The organism is Pseudomonas sp. Leaf129 (assembly GCF_001423465.1).
GTDB lineage: Bacteria > Pseudomonadota > Gammaproteobacteria > Pseudomonadales > Pseudomonadaceae > Aquipseudomonas > Aquipseudomonas coleopterorum.
In genome coordinates this window covers 692,185-710,420 of the sequence record NZ_LMOC01000006.1, presented here as the reverse complement: position 1 = coordinate 710,420, position 18,236 = coordinate 692,185, and the positions used below count along the sequence as shown (strand labels likewise).

The 18,236-nt window shown below is 60.8% G+C and carries 16 protein-coding genes, 1 tRNA gene and 1 pseudogene; 11 read left to right on the top strand and 7 right to left on the bottom strand.

Annotated features, from left to right (window positions below; genetic code table 11):
• Positions 1-79: 79 nt before the first annotated feature.
• Positions 80-1,387: a carbohydrate porin gene (locus tag ASF66_RS11315; protein ID WP_056843905.1), complete on the bottom strand. Its 1,308-nt coding sequence runs from the start codon at positions 1,385-1,387 to the stop codon at positions 80-82.
• A gap of 370 nt (positions 1,388-1,757) precedes the next feature.
• Between ASF66_RS11315 and ASF66_RS11310 the strand changes: the two genes are divergently transcribed.
• On the top strand, positions 1,758-1,982 hold the full coding sequence (locus tag ASF66_RS11310) for a VF530 family DNA-binding protein (protein ID WP_056843904.1): 225 nt from the start codon (positions 1,758-1,760) through the stop codon (positions 1,980-1,982).
• The gene (locus ASF66_RS11305; protein ID WP_236707093.1) at positions 1,979-2,620 is read left to right on the top strand and encodes a Pr6Pr family membrane protein; all 642 of its coding nucleotides are present in this window, start codon (positions 1,979-1,981) and stop codon (positions 2,618-2,620) included. Before ASF66_RS11310 ends, ASF66_RS11305 begins: the two co-directional genes overlap by 4 nt.
• 30 nt (positions 2,621-2,650) lie before the next feature.
• Here the strand turns inward: ASF66_RS11305 and ASF66_RS11300 are convergent, their stop codons facing one another.
• The 3 genes from ASF66_RS11300 to ASF66_RS11290 all read right to left on the bottom strand — a co-directional run bounded on the left by ASF66_RS11300 (position 2,651) and on the right by ASF66_RS11290 (position 8,199).
• The gene (locus ASF66_RS11300; RefSeq protein WP_056843903.1) at positions 2,651-3,430 is read right to left on the bottom strand and encodes a siderophore-interacting protein; all 780 of its coding nucleotides are present in this window, start codon (positions 3,428-3,430) and stop codon (positions 2,651-2,653) included.
• Between the two features lie 84 nt (positions 3,431-3,514).
• Entirely contained in the window at positions 3,515-6,613 is a 3,099-nt protein-coding gene (locus tag ASF66_RS11295; RefSeq protein ID WP_056843902.1) for a transglycosylase domain-containing protein, read from the bottom strand.
• 152 nt (positions 6,614-6,765) lie between these two features.
• Entirely contained in the window at positions 6,766-8,199 is a 1,434-nt protein-coding gene (locus tag ASF66_RS11290) for a M48 family metalloprotease (protein WP_056843901.1), read from the bottom strand.
• A gap of 146 nt (positions 8,200-8,345) precedes the next feature.
• Here ASF66_RS11290 and ASF66_RS11285 point away from each other — a divergent pair, with 146 nt between their 5' ends.
• Both ASF66_RS11285 and ASF66_RS11280 read left to right on the top strand, forming a co-directional pair.
• A complete protein-coding gene (locus tag ASF66_RS11285; RefSeq protein WP_056843900.1) occupies positions 8,346-8,585 on the top strand; it encodes a sulfurtransferase TusA family protein in 240 nt (79 codons plus the stop codon).
• A gap of 39 nt (positions 8,586-8,624) precedes the next feature.
• Positions 8,625-9,695 (top strand): AI-2E family transporter, encoded by a 1,071-nt coding sequence (locus ASF66_RS11280; protein WP_056843899.1) that lies wholly within the window; start codon positions 8,625-8,627, stop codon positions 9,693-9,695.
• A 94-nt stretch (positions 9,696-9,789) separates the two neighbouring features.
• Here ASF66_RS11280 and ASF66_RS11275 read toward each other — a convergent pair whose 3' ends face one another.
• Together ASF66_RS11275 and ASF66_RS11270 are read right to left on the bottom strand one after the other, a co-directional pair.
• Entirely contained in the window at positions 9,790-10,263 is a 474-nt protein-coding gene (locus ASF66_RS11275) for a peroxiredoxin (protein WP_056843898.1), read from the bottom strand.
• 10 nt (positions 10,264-10,273) lie between these two features.
• Entirely contained in the window at positions 10,274-10,834 is a 561-nt protein-coding gene (locus tag ASF66_RS11270) for a glycine cleavage system protein R (RefSeq protein WP_043184988.1), read from the bottom strand.
• Between the two features lie 331 nt (positions 10,835-11,165).
• Here ASF66_RS11270 and dapA point away from each other — a divergent pair, with 331 nt between their 5' ends.
• The 7 genes from dapA to ASF66_RS11235 all read left to right on the top strand — a co-directional run bounded on the left by dapA (position 11,166) and on the right by ASF66_RS11235 (position 16,823).
• Positions 11,166-12,044 carry a 4-hydroxy-tetrahydrodipicolinate synthase gene (dapA, locus tag ASF66_RS11265; RefSeq protein ID WP_056843897.1) on the top strand — a complete coding sequence of 293 codons (879 nt, stop codon included), beginning with the start codon at positions 11,166-11,168 and terminating at the stop codon, positions 12,042-12,044.
• Positions 12,045-12,061: 17 nt separating this feature from the next.
• Positions 12,062-13,180, top strand: coding sequence for an outer membrane protein assembly factor BamC (gene bamC, locus ASF66_RS11260; RefSeq protein WP_056843896.1), 1,119 nt, complete (start codon positions 12,062-12,064; stop codon positions 13,178-13,180).
• Positions 13,181-13,183: 3 nt separating this feature from the next.
• Positions 13,184-13,942, top strand: a complete 759-nt coding sequence (locus ASF66_RS11255) for an MBL fold metallo-hydrolase (RefSeq protein WP_056843895.1) — start codon at positions 13,184-13,186, stop codon at positions 13,940-13,942.
• Between the two features lie 48 nt (positions 13,943-13,990).
• Positions 13,991-14,704 (top strand): phosphoribosylaminoimidazolesuccinocarboxamide synthase, encoded by a 714-nt coding sequence (gene purC, locus ASF66_RS11250; protein ID WP_056843894.1) that lies wholly within the window; start codon positions 13,991-13,993, stop codon positions 14,702-14,704.
• 93 nt (positions 14,705-14,797) lie between these two features.
• Positions 14,798-14,887: transfer RNA gene (locus tag ASF66_RS11245), tRNA-Ser, on the top strand.
• Positions 14,888-15,466: 579 nt separating this feature from the next.
• The gene (locus ASF66_RS11240; RefSeq protein WP_156463177.1) at positions 15,467-15,928 is read left to right on the top strand and encodes a hypothetical protein; all 462 of its coding nucleotides are present in this window, start codon (positions 15,467-15,469) and stop codon (positions 15,926-15,928) included.
• Positions 15,929-16,001: 73 nt separating this feature from the next.
• The gene (locus ASF66_RS11235) at positions 16,002-16,823 is read left to right on the top strand and encodes a DUF4393 domain-containing protein (protein WP_082484634.1); all 822 of its coding nucleotides are present in this window, start codon (positions 16,002-16,004) and stop codon (positions 16,821-16,823) included.
• Positions 16,824-16,917: 94 nt separating this feature from the next.
• Here the strand turns inward: ASF66_RS11235 and ASF66_RS22055 are convergent.
• Positions 16,918-18,080 (bottom strand): annotated as a pseudogene (locus tag ASF66_RS22055) (IS3 family transposase).
• Positions 18,081-18,236 lie beyond the last annotated feature (156 nt).

The following is an 18,236-nucleotide window of genomic DNA, read 5'->3' as shown; positions in this document are numbered from 1 at the left end:
TCCATTGTGTTCGTGTGGTTTTTTAATATTCAAATGTCAAGTTTTGATTGTTTACAGATATTGCGAGTCACGTTTAGTTTCAGAATGACGCCTGAATCTTCAGTCCGCTGATCAGTGCATCGTCGATGTGACTGACACCGCCCGGATGACGGATGTATTGCAGGTTCGGTCGCAGTACCAGCCAGTTGGTCATGTGAACCCCGTAATAGAGCTCGGCGCTGTACTCGGTGTCCTGGATCGGCAGGTAGGCGGCATTGTTGTAGTCGCTGACTGCAAGGGTACGGTTATGCCACTCGGCGTTCTTGCGATAGGCCGGATTGACATGAACGCGGGCCACGGCAAAACCGATGTCATCGCGAGCGCGCGCATCGAACAGGCCTTTGTAGACGATGCCGCCTTGCACGTAGTTGTCGATGGCGTTGGTTTTCTTATCGTGCAGGGTGGCATTGGCGAACACGCTCAGGCCGCGCGAGTTGTCGCTGGCGACGCTGGTCAACTGCTGCTGGGCGCCCAGCCAGAAACCGTGGCGGCTGGATGCGCTGCGGTAGTCCTGGCCGGTGATCGCGGCAGGCTGACCGCTGCGGTCCTTGTAGACGTCGTCCGCGTCCGCCGTGCTGTAGTAGTAGCCAGCGCGGTACTCGCCCGGCAGCCCGGCGAGGGTCGGCTTCCAGATCAGCTCGACCGGCAGCATGGCGCCTTCGGTACCGCTGCCGCTGAGTTTGAAGCCGTTGTCATTTTCCAGGTTCGAAGGGTTTTGCTCGAAGATGCCGACCTGGGCGTACAGCTCGGGCGTGATGTTGTATTTGACGCGCAACGCCCACTGGCTCACCGGCCAGTTGTACCAGACACTGCCGACCCAGTTACCCACTTGCGAGCCACAGAACGCCAGGTTCTGGAAGTCGCACGGGAAGCTGTTGAACTCTTCGCCTTCACCGAAGCGACCGGCCTTGATGTCCAGGCGCTGGTCGAAGAACTTCTGCTGGTACCACAGTTGGGTAATGCGCGTGATGTTGCCACGCCCCCAGACTTCCTGAGCCGAAGTGAAACCGCCGACACGCGGATCGTTGATCCGGTCATTGCTGATGTTGTCGCCGTTGCGATCGGTCAACGTGAGCTGAAACTCGGCGTCGTGCCAACCGAGGATCTTCGCCAGGTCCATGTGCACGCCCAGTGCGAACTGGTCGCTGTAGCGTGTGGCGTGGTCATGGTCATAGCCGCCGTGCAGGTTGCTGCCGACTTCGCCGGTGTAGTCGAGCTTGAAGTCGTAACCTTTGGCGGACAGGTCGCCGCGGGTGCCGTTCCAATCGCCGAACATGAAAGGTGACTGGGCATCGAACGCGGGCGTGGCCAAGGCGTCCGGGGCGGCGCTCAGGGTACTCATGGCCATTAAAGCGGTGAACGGCAAAAACGCCCGAGGGCGTGAAAGGGCAGTTGAAGGCATTGGAAAAGAGTTCTTCTGGTAGGTCCGAAGCTGTTCGAGAAGTGCTTCGTTATTTTTCGAAAGTTAAACGTTTCAGTTTGTTGCGGCGGGAGGATATAGATCGAGCACGCGGTTTTAAAGCCGGGTTTGGAAGAGGGTTAGTTGCCGAAACTGCAACAGTGCGACGCTCTGCCGCAGGCGTTGCACGGTATCGGATGATACGACGCGTGGAGAAAACGCTCGATGCCGACCAGCCTGTCGCCCAATAAAAGCTTTGCGCAACTGTGCCCGTTGGTTAAGGTGCGCACCTTCTGCCCCGCCGTTCCTGGAGCCTGGCATGCATGAACCCACACACAACCCCCTGCACGGCGTGACGCTGGAGCAGATCCTCAATGCGCTGGTGGCGCATTACCAATGGGAAGGGTTGGCGCAACGTATCGACATCCGCTGCTTCAAGAGCGATCCGAGCATCAAGTCGAGCCTGACCTTTCTGCGCAAGACGCCTTGGGCGCGGGAAAAGGTCGAGCGGCTCTACGTGCAATTGCAGCACGGCAAGCGTTGATCCGCGCCGAACGCCCTCTGGTCGCGCTCGCGGCGGCCGCCACCTGGTTCGCCTTGGCGTTGCAGTTGTACCTGGTGCTGTGGTCGCGCTGGCAGATCGAAGCGAGTCTGCTCGGGGGGCTGGTGCATTTCTTCAGCTTCTTCACCATCCTCACCAATACCGCCGTGGCCGGTGTATTGACTGCCCATGTGTCGAGAGGCGACTCGCTGTGGCGTCGGCTCTGCCTGCGACCAGCGGTGAGCAGCGGGGTACTGGTCAGCATCGTGGTGGTGGGTGTCGCCTATAGCCTGTTGCTGCGCAACCTGTGGCAGCCCGAGGGCTGGCAATGGCTGGCCAACGAGTTGCTACACGATGTGCTGCCCGTGGCGTTCGTGGTGTATTGGGCGTGTTGCGTGCCAAAAGGCACGCTGCACCTGCGGCACGTGGCGGCCTGGGCGATCTACCCTGTGGTCTACTTCGCCTACCTGTTGCTGCGTGGACACAGCATCGGCGTGTATCCCTATCCGTTTCTGGACGTCTCGAAACTGGGCATGGGCCAGGTATGGCTGAACGCACTGGGAGTGCTGCTGGCCTTCATTGGGTGCTCCGCGCTGGTGCTGGTGATAGACCGCTGCTGGGGACGCGCTGGCGCGCGCTAGGCGCCCGCGCAAGTACCCCTGGCGACAGCCTCACTCGCTGTCGTCACCCTCATGACGCCAGTAGCCGGCGGCCTTGATCTGCTCCTCGCTCAACTTGTGGTCGTCCAGCAGCACGCGCCGCAACTTGCGTGACAGCCCGGCCTCCGTCGCGATCCAGCCATAGACCACACCGTCGGGCAGGCGTACGTCCTTGACGGTCTGCAGCAGGTCGCCCTGGTGCCGGTCGACCCAGATCACGTCGAAGGTCGCCGCGCTGTCGAATGATTGCCGCTCCTGAGGGTTCTCCACTTCGATGACCAAGAGCGCGCGGCGGTTGCCCGGCAGCTCTTCCAGGCGTCGGGCCATGGCCGGGATGGCGGTTTCGTCGCCTATCAACAGGTAGGCATCGAACACATCCGGTACGTGCATCGAACTGCGGGGGCCGCCGATGTGCAGGAATTGCCCTGGCTCGGCCTGGGCCGCCCAGGTGGCCGCGGGACCGTCGCCATGCAGGACGAAGTCGATGTCCAGCTCGCCAGCCGCAAGGTCGATGCGCCGCGGGGTGTAGTCGCGCATCTCGGGCTTGGCGCCTTCGGGCGTGGGCGCACCGAGCACCATGGTGTCGAGCGCCGCCTGCTGCTCCGGGGTGGTGGCGAACATCAGCTTGATGTGGTCATCGCAGCCTTCGCTGACGAAACCGGCCAGCTCCGGACCGCCGAGGGTGATGCGGCGCATGCGCGGGGTCAGTTGCGCCACGCGCAGCACCTGCAGGCGGCGACGTTTGATCTCGTGCATGACGCGCTGAATACCGAACGGATTTTCTGCCTTCATTGCGAGGGGCTCCTGGGCCGATAGGGGGCTATCGATATAGCTTATTACGCGGCCACACGAGAGTCGATGAATTCGCAGCCCCGTTCAACGCGCCGCCTGCAAGGGCGCATTGCACTGTGTATGAGCCCCCGGCTGCAGGTAGGGCGTCAGGATCGGCGCCATGCCCTTGAGCACCTGCACCGGCAGCGCCGAGGTGAAGCGGAAGCCCTCGGCGGCCTTGCCCGGCACGAAGGCGGTCAGGGTGCCGAAATGGTTTTCGCCGATGAAGAATACGAAGGTCGCGGTACGGTTGATCGCCTTGGAGCTGATCACCCGGCCTCCGGCGCCGAAGCTTGCGATGCGGTTGTCCCCTGTGCCGGTCTTGCCGCCCACCACCAGCGCAGTGCCGTCATCGCTCTTGAAACTGCCCGACACGCGCCGCGCGGTGCCGGCATCCACCACCTGCGACAAGGCTTCGCGCATGGCTGCCGCGACCTCGGCAGGCAGGACCCGCTTGCCACGGTCCGGGTCACTGATCACCCGTGTGTCATAGGGGGTGTCGGCGGCGAAATGCAGGGTGTCGATGCGCACGGTGGGCAGCTTGATGCCGTCGTTCTGAATGATGCCGATCAGCTCGGCCAACGCTGCAGGACGGTCACCCGAACTGCCGATGGCGGTTGCCAGCGAGGGTACCAGATGATCGAACGGATAGCCCACGCGCTGCCAGCGCTGGTGAATATCGGTAAAGGCTTCGATCTCCAGCATGGTGCGGATGCGGTTATCGCGGGCGCGCTTGTGGCGGCTGTTGAACAGCCAGCCGTAGACTTCCTGACGCTCGAACCGGCTGGTCGCACTCGCTTCGCCGAAAGTCGCCTCCGGGTGATTGAGCAGGTAGCCCAACAGCCACAGGTCCAGTGGATGGACTTTGGCGATATAGCCTTGATCCGGCAGGTTGTAGCGGCCAGGGCCATAGCTGACGTACATCTCGTTCAGGCGCTTGTCGGTGACGCTGTCGCTCTTGCTGTGCTCGCGCACGAAGCGATCGAAGGATGCCTGCGTCGCGTTGGGGTAGAGGTAGCGGTGCACCGCGGCCAGGCGCTGCGGGGTCGGGCGCATGCCGTCGAGAAAGGTTTCCAGGCGTTGCTCGGTGCTCTTGCGCTGGTACTTCTTCCAGAACCGCTTGAGGAATTCGGTGCCTTCGCGGTCGGCGAAGCGTGCCAGGTATTCCTGCCGACGCGGATCGTCATCGTCCTTGAGCAACTGGCCGCTGTTGCCCGGCGCCGAGTAGGTGCTGTAGCGCACCAGGTCGCGCATCAGGCGAATGAAGGGCAGGTTGATGGACTCCTGCAGCGCTTCCTTGAGCGTGGGAATACGGCCGTTGTCCTCGCGGCGAAAGTTGCCGAAGGTATGAATCCCGCCGCCGGTGAAGAAGCTTTCGGCCGGGCTTGCCGAATACTTGCGCTCCAGGGCTGCGGCGAGCAGCGTCCGTGCGTCCATGCCCGGGTTCTGGATCAAGGTATCGAGCACCCAGCGCGACAGCCGATCGGCGTCCTCGATCTTCACCTGGCGCAGTTGCGCAGGCGTCTGCCCGGCATAGCGTTCATGCAGTTCGTGGATGATTTCCAGGTAGGTGGTCAGCACACGCATTTTGGCGGTCGAGCCCAGCTCCAGCTTGCTGCCTTCGTTGATGTCGAATGGCTGGTCGGTGTTGTCGGTCTGTACCCGCACGCGCGAGCCGTCAGCCGTGCGCTCGAAGAGGGTGAAGCTGTAGCTGACTTCACGGGTGCTCGCCGGGGTCAGCAGGCGCTCGCCGATCAGGCCGATCTGCTGGGCGAAGGCCGGGTCGGCGAGTTGGCGCAGGTAGTCGCTGGCCTGTTTCTGCAGGTCGGCATTGAGGGTCGTGGTGGCTGAAAGATCCAGACGGTCGAGGTCGTACAGCGGCCGGTCGAGCATGGACGACAGGCGATTGCGCACTACGCTGATGCCCTTGTTCGACTCGTTGGGTTGCCAGGTCGGCTCCTGCACCCAGTCGCGGTAGATGACCTGGCTGGCCAGCGCGGCGGCTGCCAGGGTCGGATCGACGATGCCATTGGCGGCGAGCAGGCGAATGTGACTGTCGGTCAGCTCGACGAGGTCGTCATGGCCCTTGTTGAGAAAGTACGACGGCCGACGCTGGGCGATCATCAGCGACAGCACCTGACGCAGGGCCAGGCCGCGCGCGGCCTCGCTGGCAGGGTCGGTGGTGGTGCTGGCAAGCGCGCGGTTGACCTGCTCGAAATCGGCGCCGTACCAGACTCGCAAGCCTTCGGCCATGCCATGCACCTCGCCGTGGCCGGGCACCGCCGACAGCGGCACGCTGTTGAGGTAGTCACGCACGATGCGCTGACGCGCCTCCAGCGTCTGCGGACCGCCTTGATAGGCCCTCACACTGGCCGAAATCATCTGGCGGATCTTCTCCGGCCCCGAGCCGGTCAGGCCGTCGGGCGAATGGCGGTACTTTTCTAATTGCGTGGCGAGGGTACTGCCACCGGCCGATTGTCCAGGCAGCGCGAACATCCGCGCCACTTGCGACCAGGCCGCCTTGGCGAAACGCGGCCAATCCACAGCCGGGTTGAGCAGCGGTTCGGGGCTGTCGAGCAGGCCGCGGTTTTCGACGAACAGCAGGCTGTCGACCATCACCGGTGGTATCTGGGCGAATTCGGTGTAGAGCTGCTGCGGGTAGCGATACAGGTACAACGGATCGCCCCGGCAATCGGTGATCACCAGCCCGGCCTGGGATTTTTCCTGGTAGGGCACGAACAGGTCATGCCCGGCGTAGCTCATCAAGGCCGGCGAGAACTGGGTCTGCCGTTCAATCACGTAGTTGCGCTTGAGCAGGCGCGGCAGGAAGTCACCCAGTGCGCTGTAGCCCAGACGCTTGTCGAACGGGCCGGCGCCTGGGTAGACGATGGCCTGGCTCGGTCCCGGCCGCACCTCATAGGTCAGCGAGTTCGCCCAGCGACTGAACTCGCGCGCCTGCAGACGCGAGGTGCGCATCTCGGCATACATCGCGTACGCCAGCGCGGCGATCGTGATCACGACCAACAGCCAGAACAGACGCCGCCACAGGTGACGTTGACGTGGGCTATCTGGCAATGGCGACGGATCAGGACGGGTAGCGTTGGCTGCAGTCTTGTCAGGTTCGGTTTGCCACAGGACGCCCATAGATATTCACACCGGTCACGGAAAATTCATCGCACCTGAAGCAAGTCTAGACGCTAGAGCGGTCGCGTGAAAAAAATGTGAAAACCAATGTATCGAATCGTGTGAGAAGGTTTTGCGTGAACAAGCGGGCCCGGGCAGGCCCGCAGGGGTATTCAGCGCAGCATGTCCTTGACCAGCCGGTCCTGCTCGATCAGCTCCCGCTGCCGAGCGTCGATGCGCGAAGCGAGCTGGAAGTTGTCCGCAGCTCGGCGCTTGGCCAGGTCCAGTTGCTGGATAGCCTGGTCGAACTCGCCGACCAGTGCGAAAAACTCGGCGCGCGCCTGATGCAGGCCGATGATATTGCCATTCTGCCCGCGGGTTTCGGCCACCAGGTACCACACGTCCGGGTCGTCCGAACGGGTCTTGAGCAGGTTTTCCAGCGCTCTCTCTGCATCGGCCATGCGGTTCTGCTTGAGCAGTACATCGACCCGCTTCTGGTTGATCGGGTAGTTGCCCGGGTACTGCGTCAGCAGCCGGTCGATGCGCTGTTGGGCGTCGGGAATGCGGTTGTTGGTAATGTCCAGGTCGACCTGCGCCAGGTTGACGGTGATGTCGTCCGGCTGCTTGGCCAACAGCAGCTTGAGGTTTTCACGCGCCTCGTTCAGCTGCCCTGCTTTGATCTGGGCCAATGCCAGACCGTAGCGCGCAGGCAGCGCGTTGGGGTTGTCATCCAATTGCGCGCGAAAGCGTTTGGCCGCGAGCCCCGGCGTTTCCTCGTAGTACAGCTGCACTCGGGCACGCATCAGCTGGTACCACAGGCTGTCTTCCTTGCCCCCTGGGGCGGCCTGCTCGGCGCGGTTGCGGGTGTCGGCGATACGCGATTCGCTGACCGGGTGGGTCAGGAGAAATTCCGGCGGCCGGGCATCGAAACGATACTGGCGCATCAGCCGTTCGAACATGGTCGGCATGTTGCGGGGATCGTACCCGGCCTTTTCCATGTTGATGATGCCGATGCGGTCGGCCTCCTGCTCGTTCTGCCGAGAGAAGCGCCGTTGCTCCTGAATGGCCGCCGCCTGGCTGCCGGCAATCGCCGCGATGCCAGCATCCCCGGCACCCGAGGCGGCAATCACGATACCGGCCAGCAACGCCGCCATCATCGGCAATTGCATGCGCTGCTGAGCCTCGACGCCCCGGGCGAAGTGGCGTTGCGACAAGTGCGCCAGTTCGTGGGCCAGCACGCCGATGTACTCGCCCTCGGTTTCGGCATTGAAGAACAACCCGCCGTTGACCCCGACGATGCCCCCCGGCGCTGCAAAGGCGTTGAGCTCCTTGCTGTCGATCAGAATGAATTCCAGGCGCCGATCGTTCAGTTGGCTGGTCTCGGAGAGGCGATACACGCTGGTCTCGACGAAGTCCTTGAGCAACGGGTCATTGAGCTGCTTGACCTGGCCGCGCAACAGGCTCAGCCAGGCACGACCCAATTGATGCTCCTGCTGGGGCGAGACGATCGCCGAGCTGGCGTCGCCAAGCGAGGGCAGGTCGCTGGCGTGGCCGGGTAGCGCCAGCAGGCAGGCGAGGGTCAGCAGGGTAGGGCGCAGAAAGGGCATGCACTGAGCTCGGCAGATGAAAGGCCCTACTGTAGCCGCCCCATTCGGCGACCACCAGAGGCGGCAACCTTGGGTTATTCTGTCGCGCCGCAGTCTGCCGGGATTCACCGCAGCGCCACGGCACCCTTTGGCTGGAGAAGATATCGATGAACGATGTGCCCGAATGTGACGTCGAGCTGGACACCAGCGGTCTTAATTGCCCGTTGCCATTGCTCAAGGCCAAGCTGGAACTCAACCGCATGGCCAGTGGTACGGTACTGAAGGTGATCGCCACCGACGCCGGCTCGCAGCGCGACTTCCGTTTGTTTGCCACCTTGGCAGGTCATGCGCTGTTACACGAAAAGGCGCTGGACGGGGTCTACTCGTATTGGTTGCGCAAGGCCTGAGCCACCACCCTGGTAGCTGGGTCATTCAAGGGAATTTCAATGTTCAAAGTGCTACGCGACTGGATCCAGCGTTACTTTTCCGATGAGGAGGCCGTCATTCTGGCGGTGCTGCTGGTGCTGGCGTTCACCGCCGTTCTGACCTTGGGCGGGATGCTGGCACCCGTGCTGGCGGGGATGGTGCTGGCGTTCCTCATGCAAGGCCTGGTCAACATTCTGGAGCGCCTGCGGGTGCCCTCTGGCGTGGCCGTCGGCGCGGTGTTCGCGCTGTTCATGGGCGCGCTGGCGCTGTTCATGCTGGTGCTCGTGCCGCTGCTCTGGCACCAAGTGATCACCCTGTTCAACGAGCTGCCCGGCATGCTCGGCAAATGGCAGTCGCTGCTGTTGCTGCTACCCGAGCGCTATCCGCACCTGGTCAGCGACGAGCAGGTGTTGCAGGCCATCGAAGCGGCCCGCGGCGAGATCGGCAAATTCGGCCAGTGGGCACTGACCTTTTCTCTGTCCAGCCTGCCTCTGCTGGTCAACGTCATGATCTATTTCGTACTGGTGCCCATCCTAGTGTTCTTCTTCCTCAAGGACCGGGTGATGATCGGCCGCTGGGTCAGCGGTTACCTGCCGCGCGAGCGTGCGCTGCTGACTCGCGTGGCGCAGGAAATGAACCGGCAGATCGCCAATTACATCCGCGGCAAGGTCATCGAGATCTTCATCTGCGGCGTGGTGACCTACATCGCCTTCGTCGCACTGGGGCTGAACTACGCCGCTCTGCTGGCACTGCTGGTGGGGTTGTCGGTGGTGGTGCCCTACGTGGGGGCAGTGGTGGTGACGGTCCCGGTCACGCTGATCGCGCTGTTTCAGTGGGGCTGGGGTGACCAGTTCATCTACCTGATGGTGGTGTACGGCATCATCCAGACCCTGGATGGCAACGTGCTGGTGCCGTTGCTGTTCTCCGAGGCGGTGAACCTGCACCCGGTGGCGATCATCTGCGCGGTGCTGTTGTTCGGCGGGTTGTGGGGATTCTGGGGCATCTTCTTCGCCATTCCCCTGGCGACCCTGTTCAAGGCCGTGCTGGATGCCTGGCCAAGGCAGGAGCCTACCGTCGCGCCGATGCTCTGAAGACTGCAGTGCGTTCTTCGCGGCCACTGACCGCTCCTACGGGTGATCCTGTCTGTAGGAGCGGTCAGCGGCCGCGAAGGGGCCACCGCCGATATCAACCCTTGCTCAACGCCTGGGCCGCCTCCAGCACACTCTGCACATGCCCCGGCACCTTCACGCCACGCCATTCCTGGCGCAATACGCCGTCCCGATCGATCAGGAAGGTGCTGCGGTCCACGCCCAGGTACTCCTTGCCATACAGCTTCTTCAGCTTGATCACATCGAACAGCTGGCACAGCGACTCGTCCTTGTCGCTGATCAGCTCGAAGGTGAAGCCCTGCTTGGCCTTGAAGTTCTCGTGGGACTTGAGCCCGTCGCGCGACACACCGAACACCTCGGTGTCGGCGGCCTTGAACTGCTCGAGCAGGTCGCGGAAGTCCTGGCCCTGAGTGGTGCAGCCCGGCGTGCTGTCCTTGGGGTAGAAATAGACCACCACCTGGCGGCCCTTGAGCTCGCTCAGGCTAACGGTCTGGCCGCCAGTGGCCTGGGCTTGGAAATCGGCAACAGGTTCATTGAGAGCGACAGCCATCGGTCAATCCTTACATGGGGTTCTGTGGACGCCAGGGTTCGATCAGCGCATCCAGGTTCAGCGCATCGGCGAAGTCCAGGAACTGGTCGCGCAACCAGCTGATCTGCACACCGGCAGGCAGCGTCACGGTGAACGTGGCATTGAGCATGGTGCCACCGGTCTGCGGCGCTTGGTAGGTGTCGCAGGTCAGGTTCTCGAGCTCGACGTTGTGGTCGATGAAGAACTGGCACAGCTCGTTGATGATGTCGGAACGATACGCCGAACTGACATAGGCCACGTAAGGCAGCGCCTGCGGGCGGCTGTCCAGAGTGGCGCTGCGCACCAGGCTGACGGTGAAGTCGTGCTTCTTGGCCAGCGAGCTCAAGCCGGTTTCCAGGCGCGCCAGGGCGTCCCAGTTACCCGATACCTGCAGAACCAGGGCGCTGTATTCGCCATGACGGGTCAGGCGCGAGGTGGACACCGAGCAGCGGGCGTCGTGGGCCGCGCGGCACAGTACATTGGTCAGTTCCATGGGGTTGCGGCCCAGGGCGCTGATGACGAGGAATTGTTCGCGAACTGTGGGGGTGGACATGCAGCATTCCTAAAGCGATGAGCGGTCGGCAGCTTGAAGGGGCCGGATGACTGGTTCAAGGCCTGCGCCGTACCTCGTGCGAACCTGCGCTGACTGCCCGGCAACGCCCGCAGATACGGGGTGACACCAGGTGACAAGGCTCAGGGACGGGGTTCGAAGCGCCGTTACGGCAGGCGATGACCAGGCAAGAAAGGCAACCCCTGCCGATCAAAGTCTGAAAGGGTATAGAAAAGCGGCGCGAAGGGGAATGCTCGCGGCGTGGTACTTCGCTTGTGCAAGGTGGTTGGCGCCAGTACCATTACCGCTCTCTTTTTCCGGCAGGAGCGGTTGCATGATTGCGGGCAGTATGGTGGCACTGGTCACACCCATGGACGCCCAAGGGCGTCTGGACTGGGACAGCCTGAGCAAGCTGGTGGACTTCCATCTGCAGGAGGGCACCCATGCCATCGTCGCCGTCGGCACCACCGGCGAGTCGGCGACCCTTGATTACGAAGAGCACATCAAGGTCATCGAGCACGTGGTCAAGCAGGTGAACGGGCGTATCCCGGTCATTGCCGGCACCGGTGCCAATTCCACCCGCGAGGCCGTCGAGCTGACCCGCAATGCCAAGCGCGCCGGCGCCGATGCCTGCCTGCTGGTGACCCCGTACTACAACAAGCCGACCCAGGAAGGCCTGTACCAGCATTTCAAGCACGTCGCCGAAACCGTCGACATCCCGCAGATCCTCTACAACGTTCCCGGTCGCACCGCCTGCGACATGCTGGCCGACACCGTCGTGCGGCTGTCCAAGGTGCAGAACATCATCGGCATCAAGGAAGCCACCGGCAACCTCGAGCGCGCCAAGGACATCATCAGCCGTGTCGACAGCGATTTCCTCGTGCTGTCCGGTGACGATCCGACAGCCGTCGAGCTGATTCTGCTGGGCGGCAAGGGCAATATTTCGGTCACTGCCAACGTCGCCCCGCGCGCCATGGCCGACCTGTGCAACGCGGCGTTGAACGGCGAGGCGGAACTGGCTCGCGCCATCAACGACAAGCTGATGCCGCTGCACAAGAACCTGTTCCTGGAAGCCAACCCGATTCCGGTCAAATGGGCGTTGCACGAAATGGGCTTGATGCCCGAAGGCATTCGCCTGCCGCTCACCTGGTTGAGCGCCACCTGTCATGAACCGCTGCGGCAGGCCCTGCGCCAGTCCGGCGTCCTGGTTTAATTGAGGAAGTAAGACGCATGAAGCGATTGGCTGGCCTTTCTGCCCTTGCCTTGGTCATTTCGAGCACCAGCGGTTGCGGGTGGCTCTGGGGCGAAAACGGTTATTTCCGCGATCGTGGCAATGATTACCTCGAGGCGACCCAAACCGCCCCGATGCAACTGCCGCCCGGCGTGCAAACCGACAAGCGTCTGGATCCGCTGCTGCCGATCCCGCGCAACGTCGCCGACGACAACGCCAAGGCGTCCGAATTCGAAGTACCGCGTCCACTGCCCTTGCAGGTGGCGGCCCAGGCCAGCGACTTCTCGCTGCAGCGCAGCGGTGAAAACCGCTGGATCCTGGCCCAGCGCGCGCCTGCCGAAGTCTGGCCGATCGCGCACCAGTTCTTCGAGGACAACGGTTTCCGCATCGCCGAAGACCGCCCGCAGACCGGTGAATTCACCACCACCTGGCAGCGCTTCGACGAGCTCTCCGCCTCCATGGCGCAGCGCCTGAGCGGCGCGACCACCTCCGGTGAAAGCGAAACCCGCGTGCGCGTGCGCATCGAGCCAGGCGTGCAACGCAACAGCAGCGAAATCTACGTAGTCAGCGTCGAGCGTCCGGGTGGCAGCACCAGCGAGCCCGATTTCCCCGCACGTTCGGTGAACACTGGCCTGGATTCGATTCTGGTCGACCAGATGCTCGCCAGCATGACCCGCGACTCGGAACGCGGCGGCTCGGTGTCTCTGGTTGCCGCGCGTGATTTCGACGCGCCCAGCCGTGTAGCCATGAGCGAAGACGGCAGCGGCAACCCGGTGCTCAACGTCGGCGCCGACCTGGACCGTGCCTGGTCCAGCGTGGGCCGTGCCCTTGAACAGGGCCAGTGGCGCATCGAAGACATCAACCGCAGCCTGGGCCTGTACTACATCAACCTCGCCGAGTCCGCCCAGCGCGCCGACGACAAGCCCGGCTTCTTCAGCCGCGTGTTCGGCAATGCGCCGAGCAAGGAAGAAATCGAAGCCCGCGCCGAGCGTTACCAGGTGCGCCTGAGCAAGGTGGGCGACACCGTTCAGGTCACCGTCGAGAAGAACATCAACACCGTGGCCCCGGCAGACGTTGCCCGCCGCGTGTTGGGTGTGATTCAAGACAACCTGGGCTAAGCGATGCGTTTTGCCGTTCTCGGAAGCGGTAGCCAAGGGAATGGCACGCTGGTCAGCAGCGAAGACACTCACGTGCTGGTCGACTGCGGTTTCTCCCTGCGCGAAACCGAACGTCGGCTGGCCCGTCTGGGCCTGAGCGCCGCGCAATTGAGCGCCGTGCTGGTGACCCACGAACATGCCGACCACGTGCATGGCGTGGAGCTGCTGGCGCGGCGTCATGGCGTGCCCGTCTACATGAGCCAGGGCACCGAGCGCGGTCTGCGCAAGCCGGTGCCGGTGCGCAGCCATGTGCGCTGTGGCGACGTGCTGGACGTCGGGGCGTTGCACATCGAAGTGGTCTCCGTGGCCCACGATGCTCTGGAACCCACCCAGTACGTATTCACCGACGGCAAGCGCCGCTTCGGTCTGCTGACCGACCTGGGCTCCCATTGCGCAAGGGTTCGCGACCACTATCAGGGCCTGGACGCCTTGATGATCGAAAGCAACCATTGCCGCGACATGCTCGCCCGTGGGCACTACCCTTATTTCCTCAAGCAGCGCGTCGGCGGTGACTGGGGTCATCTGAACAATCACCAGGCTGCCGGCCTGGTGGAACAGTTGGGCTGGAAGAACCTGCAACACCTGGTGCTGGCCCATCTGAGCAGCAAGAACAACCTGCCGCAGCTGGCTCGGCAATGCTTCGTCGACACCCTGGGGTGCGACGCGGACTGGCTGCAAGTGGCCGATCAAGATTCAGGGCTCGACTGGCGCCACATCGCCTAGCGTCCCAAAGGGGCGCCTAGCCCATACTTTTAGCAAGCGGAGCCCATCATGGAAAAACGTGAAGAACTCTACCGCGGCAAAGCCAAGTCGGTGTACAAGACCGACGACGCTGACCGCTTGATCCTGCTGTTCCGCAACGACACCTCGGCGTTCGATGGCAAGCGCATCGAACAGCTCGACCGCAAGGGCATGGTGAACAACAAGTTCAACGCCTTCATCATGCAGAAGCTGGAAGCGGCGGGCATCCCGACTCAATTCGACAAGCTGCTGGCCGACAACGAAGTGCTGGTCAAGAAGCTCGACATGATTCCGGTCGAATGCGTGGTGCGCAACTACGCCGCCGGCAGCTTGGTCAAGCGTCTGGGCGTCGAAGAGGGCATGAAGCTGAACCCGTACACCTTCGAGCTGTTCCTCAAGGACGACGCCAAGGGTGACCCGTTCATCAACGAATCCCACGTCGTGGCCTTCGGCTGGGGCACCGCCGAGCAACTGGCGAAGATGAAAGAGCTGTCGCTCAAGGTCAACGACGTGCTGACCAAGCTCTTCGACGACGCCGGCCTGCTGCTGGTCGACTTCAAGCTCGAATTCGGCGTGTTCAGCGACGGCTCCATCGTCCTGGGCGACGAATTCAGCCCTGACGGCTGCCGCCTGTGGGACAAGGACACCCGCAAGAAAATGGACAAGGACCGCTTCCGCCAGGGTCTGGGCGACGTCATCGAAGCCTACGAAGAAGTGGCCAACCGCCTGGGCGTGCCGCTGTAACACCGCTGTAGACGCGCAAGCGCCTGAATTCGCAAATTATTTTGCATCAGGGGCTTCGCGTTTGGCGCAGACGCTGGTATGATTCGCGCCGTTGGAGAGATGCCAGAGTGGCCGAATGGGACGGATTCGAAATCCGTTGTACCTTCACCGGTACCTAGGGTTCGAATCCCTATCTCTCCGCCATCATTTGGAAAGCCCCGAGTGCTCATAGCCTCGGGGTTTTTTTGTTTCTGCATTGTACGTAATGATTGTACGTAAATCCCTTCCTGAGCTTTTCTGTGAGCGGCCCTGTAAGGCTGCTAGAGGCTTGCTATTAGCAACCCTTCCTCCTAGGTTGACTTACCAGCCTACTCGCCTTGTACGATTCTACAGCCGCTCCTGTGCTATAGATAATATGTGGGTCGTTAGTCATGGTAGTACATTCATAAAGGCATTCGAAAAACGCTCAATTATCTCACGCTAAACCACATGAAAGTATGAGTTATTTGGCTTCGCTATGGCTCTTGGCTGTCGGGAAGCGTCCAATTTCCGGGGCTGTTGCTTAGCAAAGGTTTGATTGCGACCCAGTTTGAGGTTTACCGCACTACTAATGCATAATCATGCTCAAAACCGGTCCCCGATTCGAAGTTCTACCCTTCAACGCAGGCCAGTAATGACGCAGGCTCCAGCATTTGTTAGTCAGTGGTGTAGAAGAACGCTTGAATTTGCAAGTATAGGAGGGGGACTCCGAGTGAGAGTGTTCATCTGCAGGGCGGTCAGTGTGTGAGTGAGACAAGTGAAGAGAAGACAAAAATAAAGTATCTGACAGTCCTTCGTGGTTACCAGTGGTCATACCAACATTCAGTCTTCTACGATGATCCAGAACGAAGCCTCGGGTTATTGAAAGAAATGGTTTCGTTTAAGCAAATGCTTCGTAGGCGGTGTCCTGATCAACCATTCCTGATTCGGGTACAGGCACTGAAGAAGGGTGCTGTCCATCAGGCGTTTCTCTCGATCATCACCACAGCTAAGGTGGATGACCTAGTGGAGATCGCGAACAAGACGTTCCCTGCGAAAATGAATGTCGTTGGTCGTCGTCTCTCAGCTGAGAGGCTGTCCCAGCAGGCAGGCGTTATTGAAGAAGCCAAGCCGCATGATCTATCTAAGCTGTTCGACAAGTCTGGGATCAATCGGTGGACATTGCTGAACAAGTATCATCTAGCTGATGTGGATGATGCGTTTTGATTGAAGGATGGTTAGAGTATGGCCCAGTGTGGCGTTCCGTCAGTCCCATAGCGTAGGTCATCGAGGAGCTGTGATGGGTGAGGAAAACAAGGTCAAGGAAACGGTTGAGGCTGTCACAGGGCTCGTCCAAGCCATCCCAATTTATCAGGACTTGGCTCAGCCTGCTGTGAAGCAAGTAGGCAAGGCACTTGAAACTGTAGGGAAGGCGATTAATGTCGCTCTTGCCCCTGTAGGAGCACTGGTTTGGGGTTATGAGAAATGCCAAGACTTCATATCCACCAAGGTGGCAGATCGCCTCAAGGATATTCCACCAGAAGACATCATTACACCAAAGCCAAATGTGGCAGGTCCAGCTATTGAGGCTCTAAGGTACACGGGCCACGAGGAAGTCCTTAGCGACCTGTATGCAAATTTGCTTGCATCCTCAATGGACAGAAAAACAGCCTCAGGGGCTCATCCTGCATTTGTTGAGATTATCAAGCAACTCACGCCAGATGAGGCGAAGCTTGTAAAACTCTTCACAGCGGATCGGGCATACGCGCTGTTGAGTCTTCGCTCGAGCTACCGGGTGGAGGACGAGATACACAGAGGGGGGAATGAGGTTCTGGTCAATTTCTCTTTGCTAGGAGTTGAAGCTGGCGTTGAGTTCCCACATTTGACGCCTGCTTATCTCGATAATTTGTGCCGTTTGGGTCTGGCTGAGATACCTGGGATGGGTTATGAGTACACGGCAAAGGGAGTTTATGAGCCTTTGGAAAATCATCCGGATGTATTGTTCACGAAGCAGCAGATTGAGCTCGATCCTGCAAGGGTGTGCGAGATGATGCGGGGAGGGCTTCGAGTGACGACGCTAGGAAAGCAGTTTGCTCAAGTGTGCGTCTTGCGAGCACAGTGAAGCTAGTTTCTAACCTTCCGCCGAGTTTTAGCGTCGTATGTTTACCGACGTGAAGCCTCGATTTTCATCCTGCATTACCATGGGCTTGTAGTGGTCAACTGATCCCGGACACTAAATTGAGTTTTTCCTCAGCGACCGCAGGCGCTAACCCTTTGTTGAACTGATGCGGTCGCCGCCGGTTGTATCGCTCCATCAGGAACCGGCCAATATCCTGTTGCGCTAGCGAAGCGCTCATATAGCCCACCGTCGGTATCCATTCAGTTTTCAGGCTGCGAAATAGCCGTTCCATGGGCGCATTGTCATGGCAGTTACTGCGCCGACTCATGCTCTGTGTGAAGCGGTATCGCCATAGTCTTTGGCGGAAACTTCGGCTGCCATATTGGCTGCCCTGGTCGCTGTGAAGCAATACGTTTTGCGGCCTGCCACGCTGCTCGTAAGCCATGTCCAGTGCCTTGATTACCAGGTCGGCGTCGGGCTTGGGTGACAACGCCCAACCCACAACACGGCGGGCGTAAAGGTCGATGACAGCCGCCAGATAGTGCCATCGGCCTCCAGCCCAGACGTAGGTGATGTCACCGCACCAGACCTTGTTTGGGGATGCGACGCTGAATCCTCGATCAAGCACGTTCGGAATATCAGGTCGCTCCACGGTCGCTTTTTATAGGCGTGCGAACCGGGCTGGTTGCTGATCAGGTTCATCTCGCGCATCAACTTGCAGTACCTTGAATCGCCCGATCTGCATGCCGTCCTCTTTCATCATCAGCATGATGCTCCGGCTGCCCGCAGCGCTTCGGCTTTGCGTAAACAGCTCGTTCACGCGGCTGCACAAAACCACCCGTTCGGCATTCTGATACCGACGTTTCCGGCAGTACGCGTAGTAGCAAGATCGGGTTACTTTAAATACCGAGCACAACAGATCAATCGGCTCTTGAGCCCGCAATTGATCGATTAACGCGAACGCTCGTGTTCCTCGGCCATCAAGAGCGCGGTGGCCTTTTTTAAAATCGATTTCTCTCGTTCCAGGCGGTTGATTCGGGCTTCCAGTTCCTGGATTTTCTGCTGCTCGGGTGTCAGCGCTTTGCTAGTCGGCGTGGCACCGCCTCGTTCCTGCTGGAGCTGGTTGACCCACCGGCGCAAGGCCGACTCTACCAACCCAAGCGACTGGGCTGCATCAGCGTGGCTGTAGCCCTGGTCAAGCACCAAGCTGGCAGCTTCGCGCTTGAATTCGGGGGTGAAGGTACGTCGTTGTCTGCTCATCGAACACCTCTGTGTGGCGAGCATTCTCGCCTAAATGAGTGTTCGGGGTTAGTAGACCACTACAGTTGCACGAGGGGCGCTCGACGTAAATCTTGACACAATCTAATCGACCAAAAAGTTGCGACCCCCTTGATCTGGCAGTAAGTTCGATCTCCC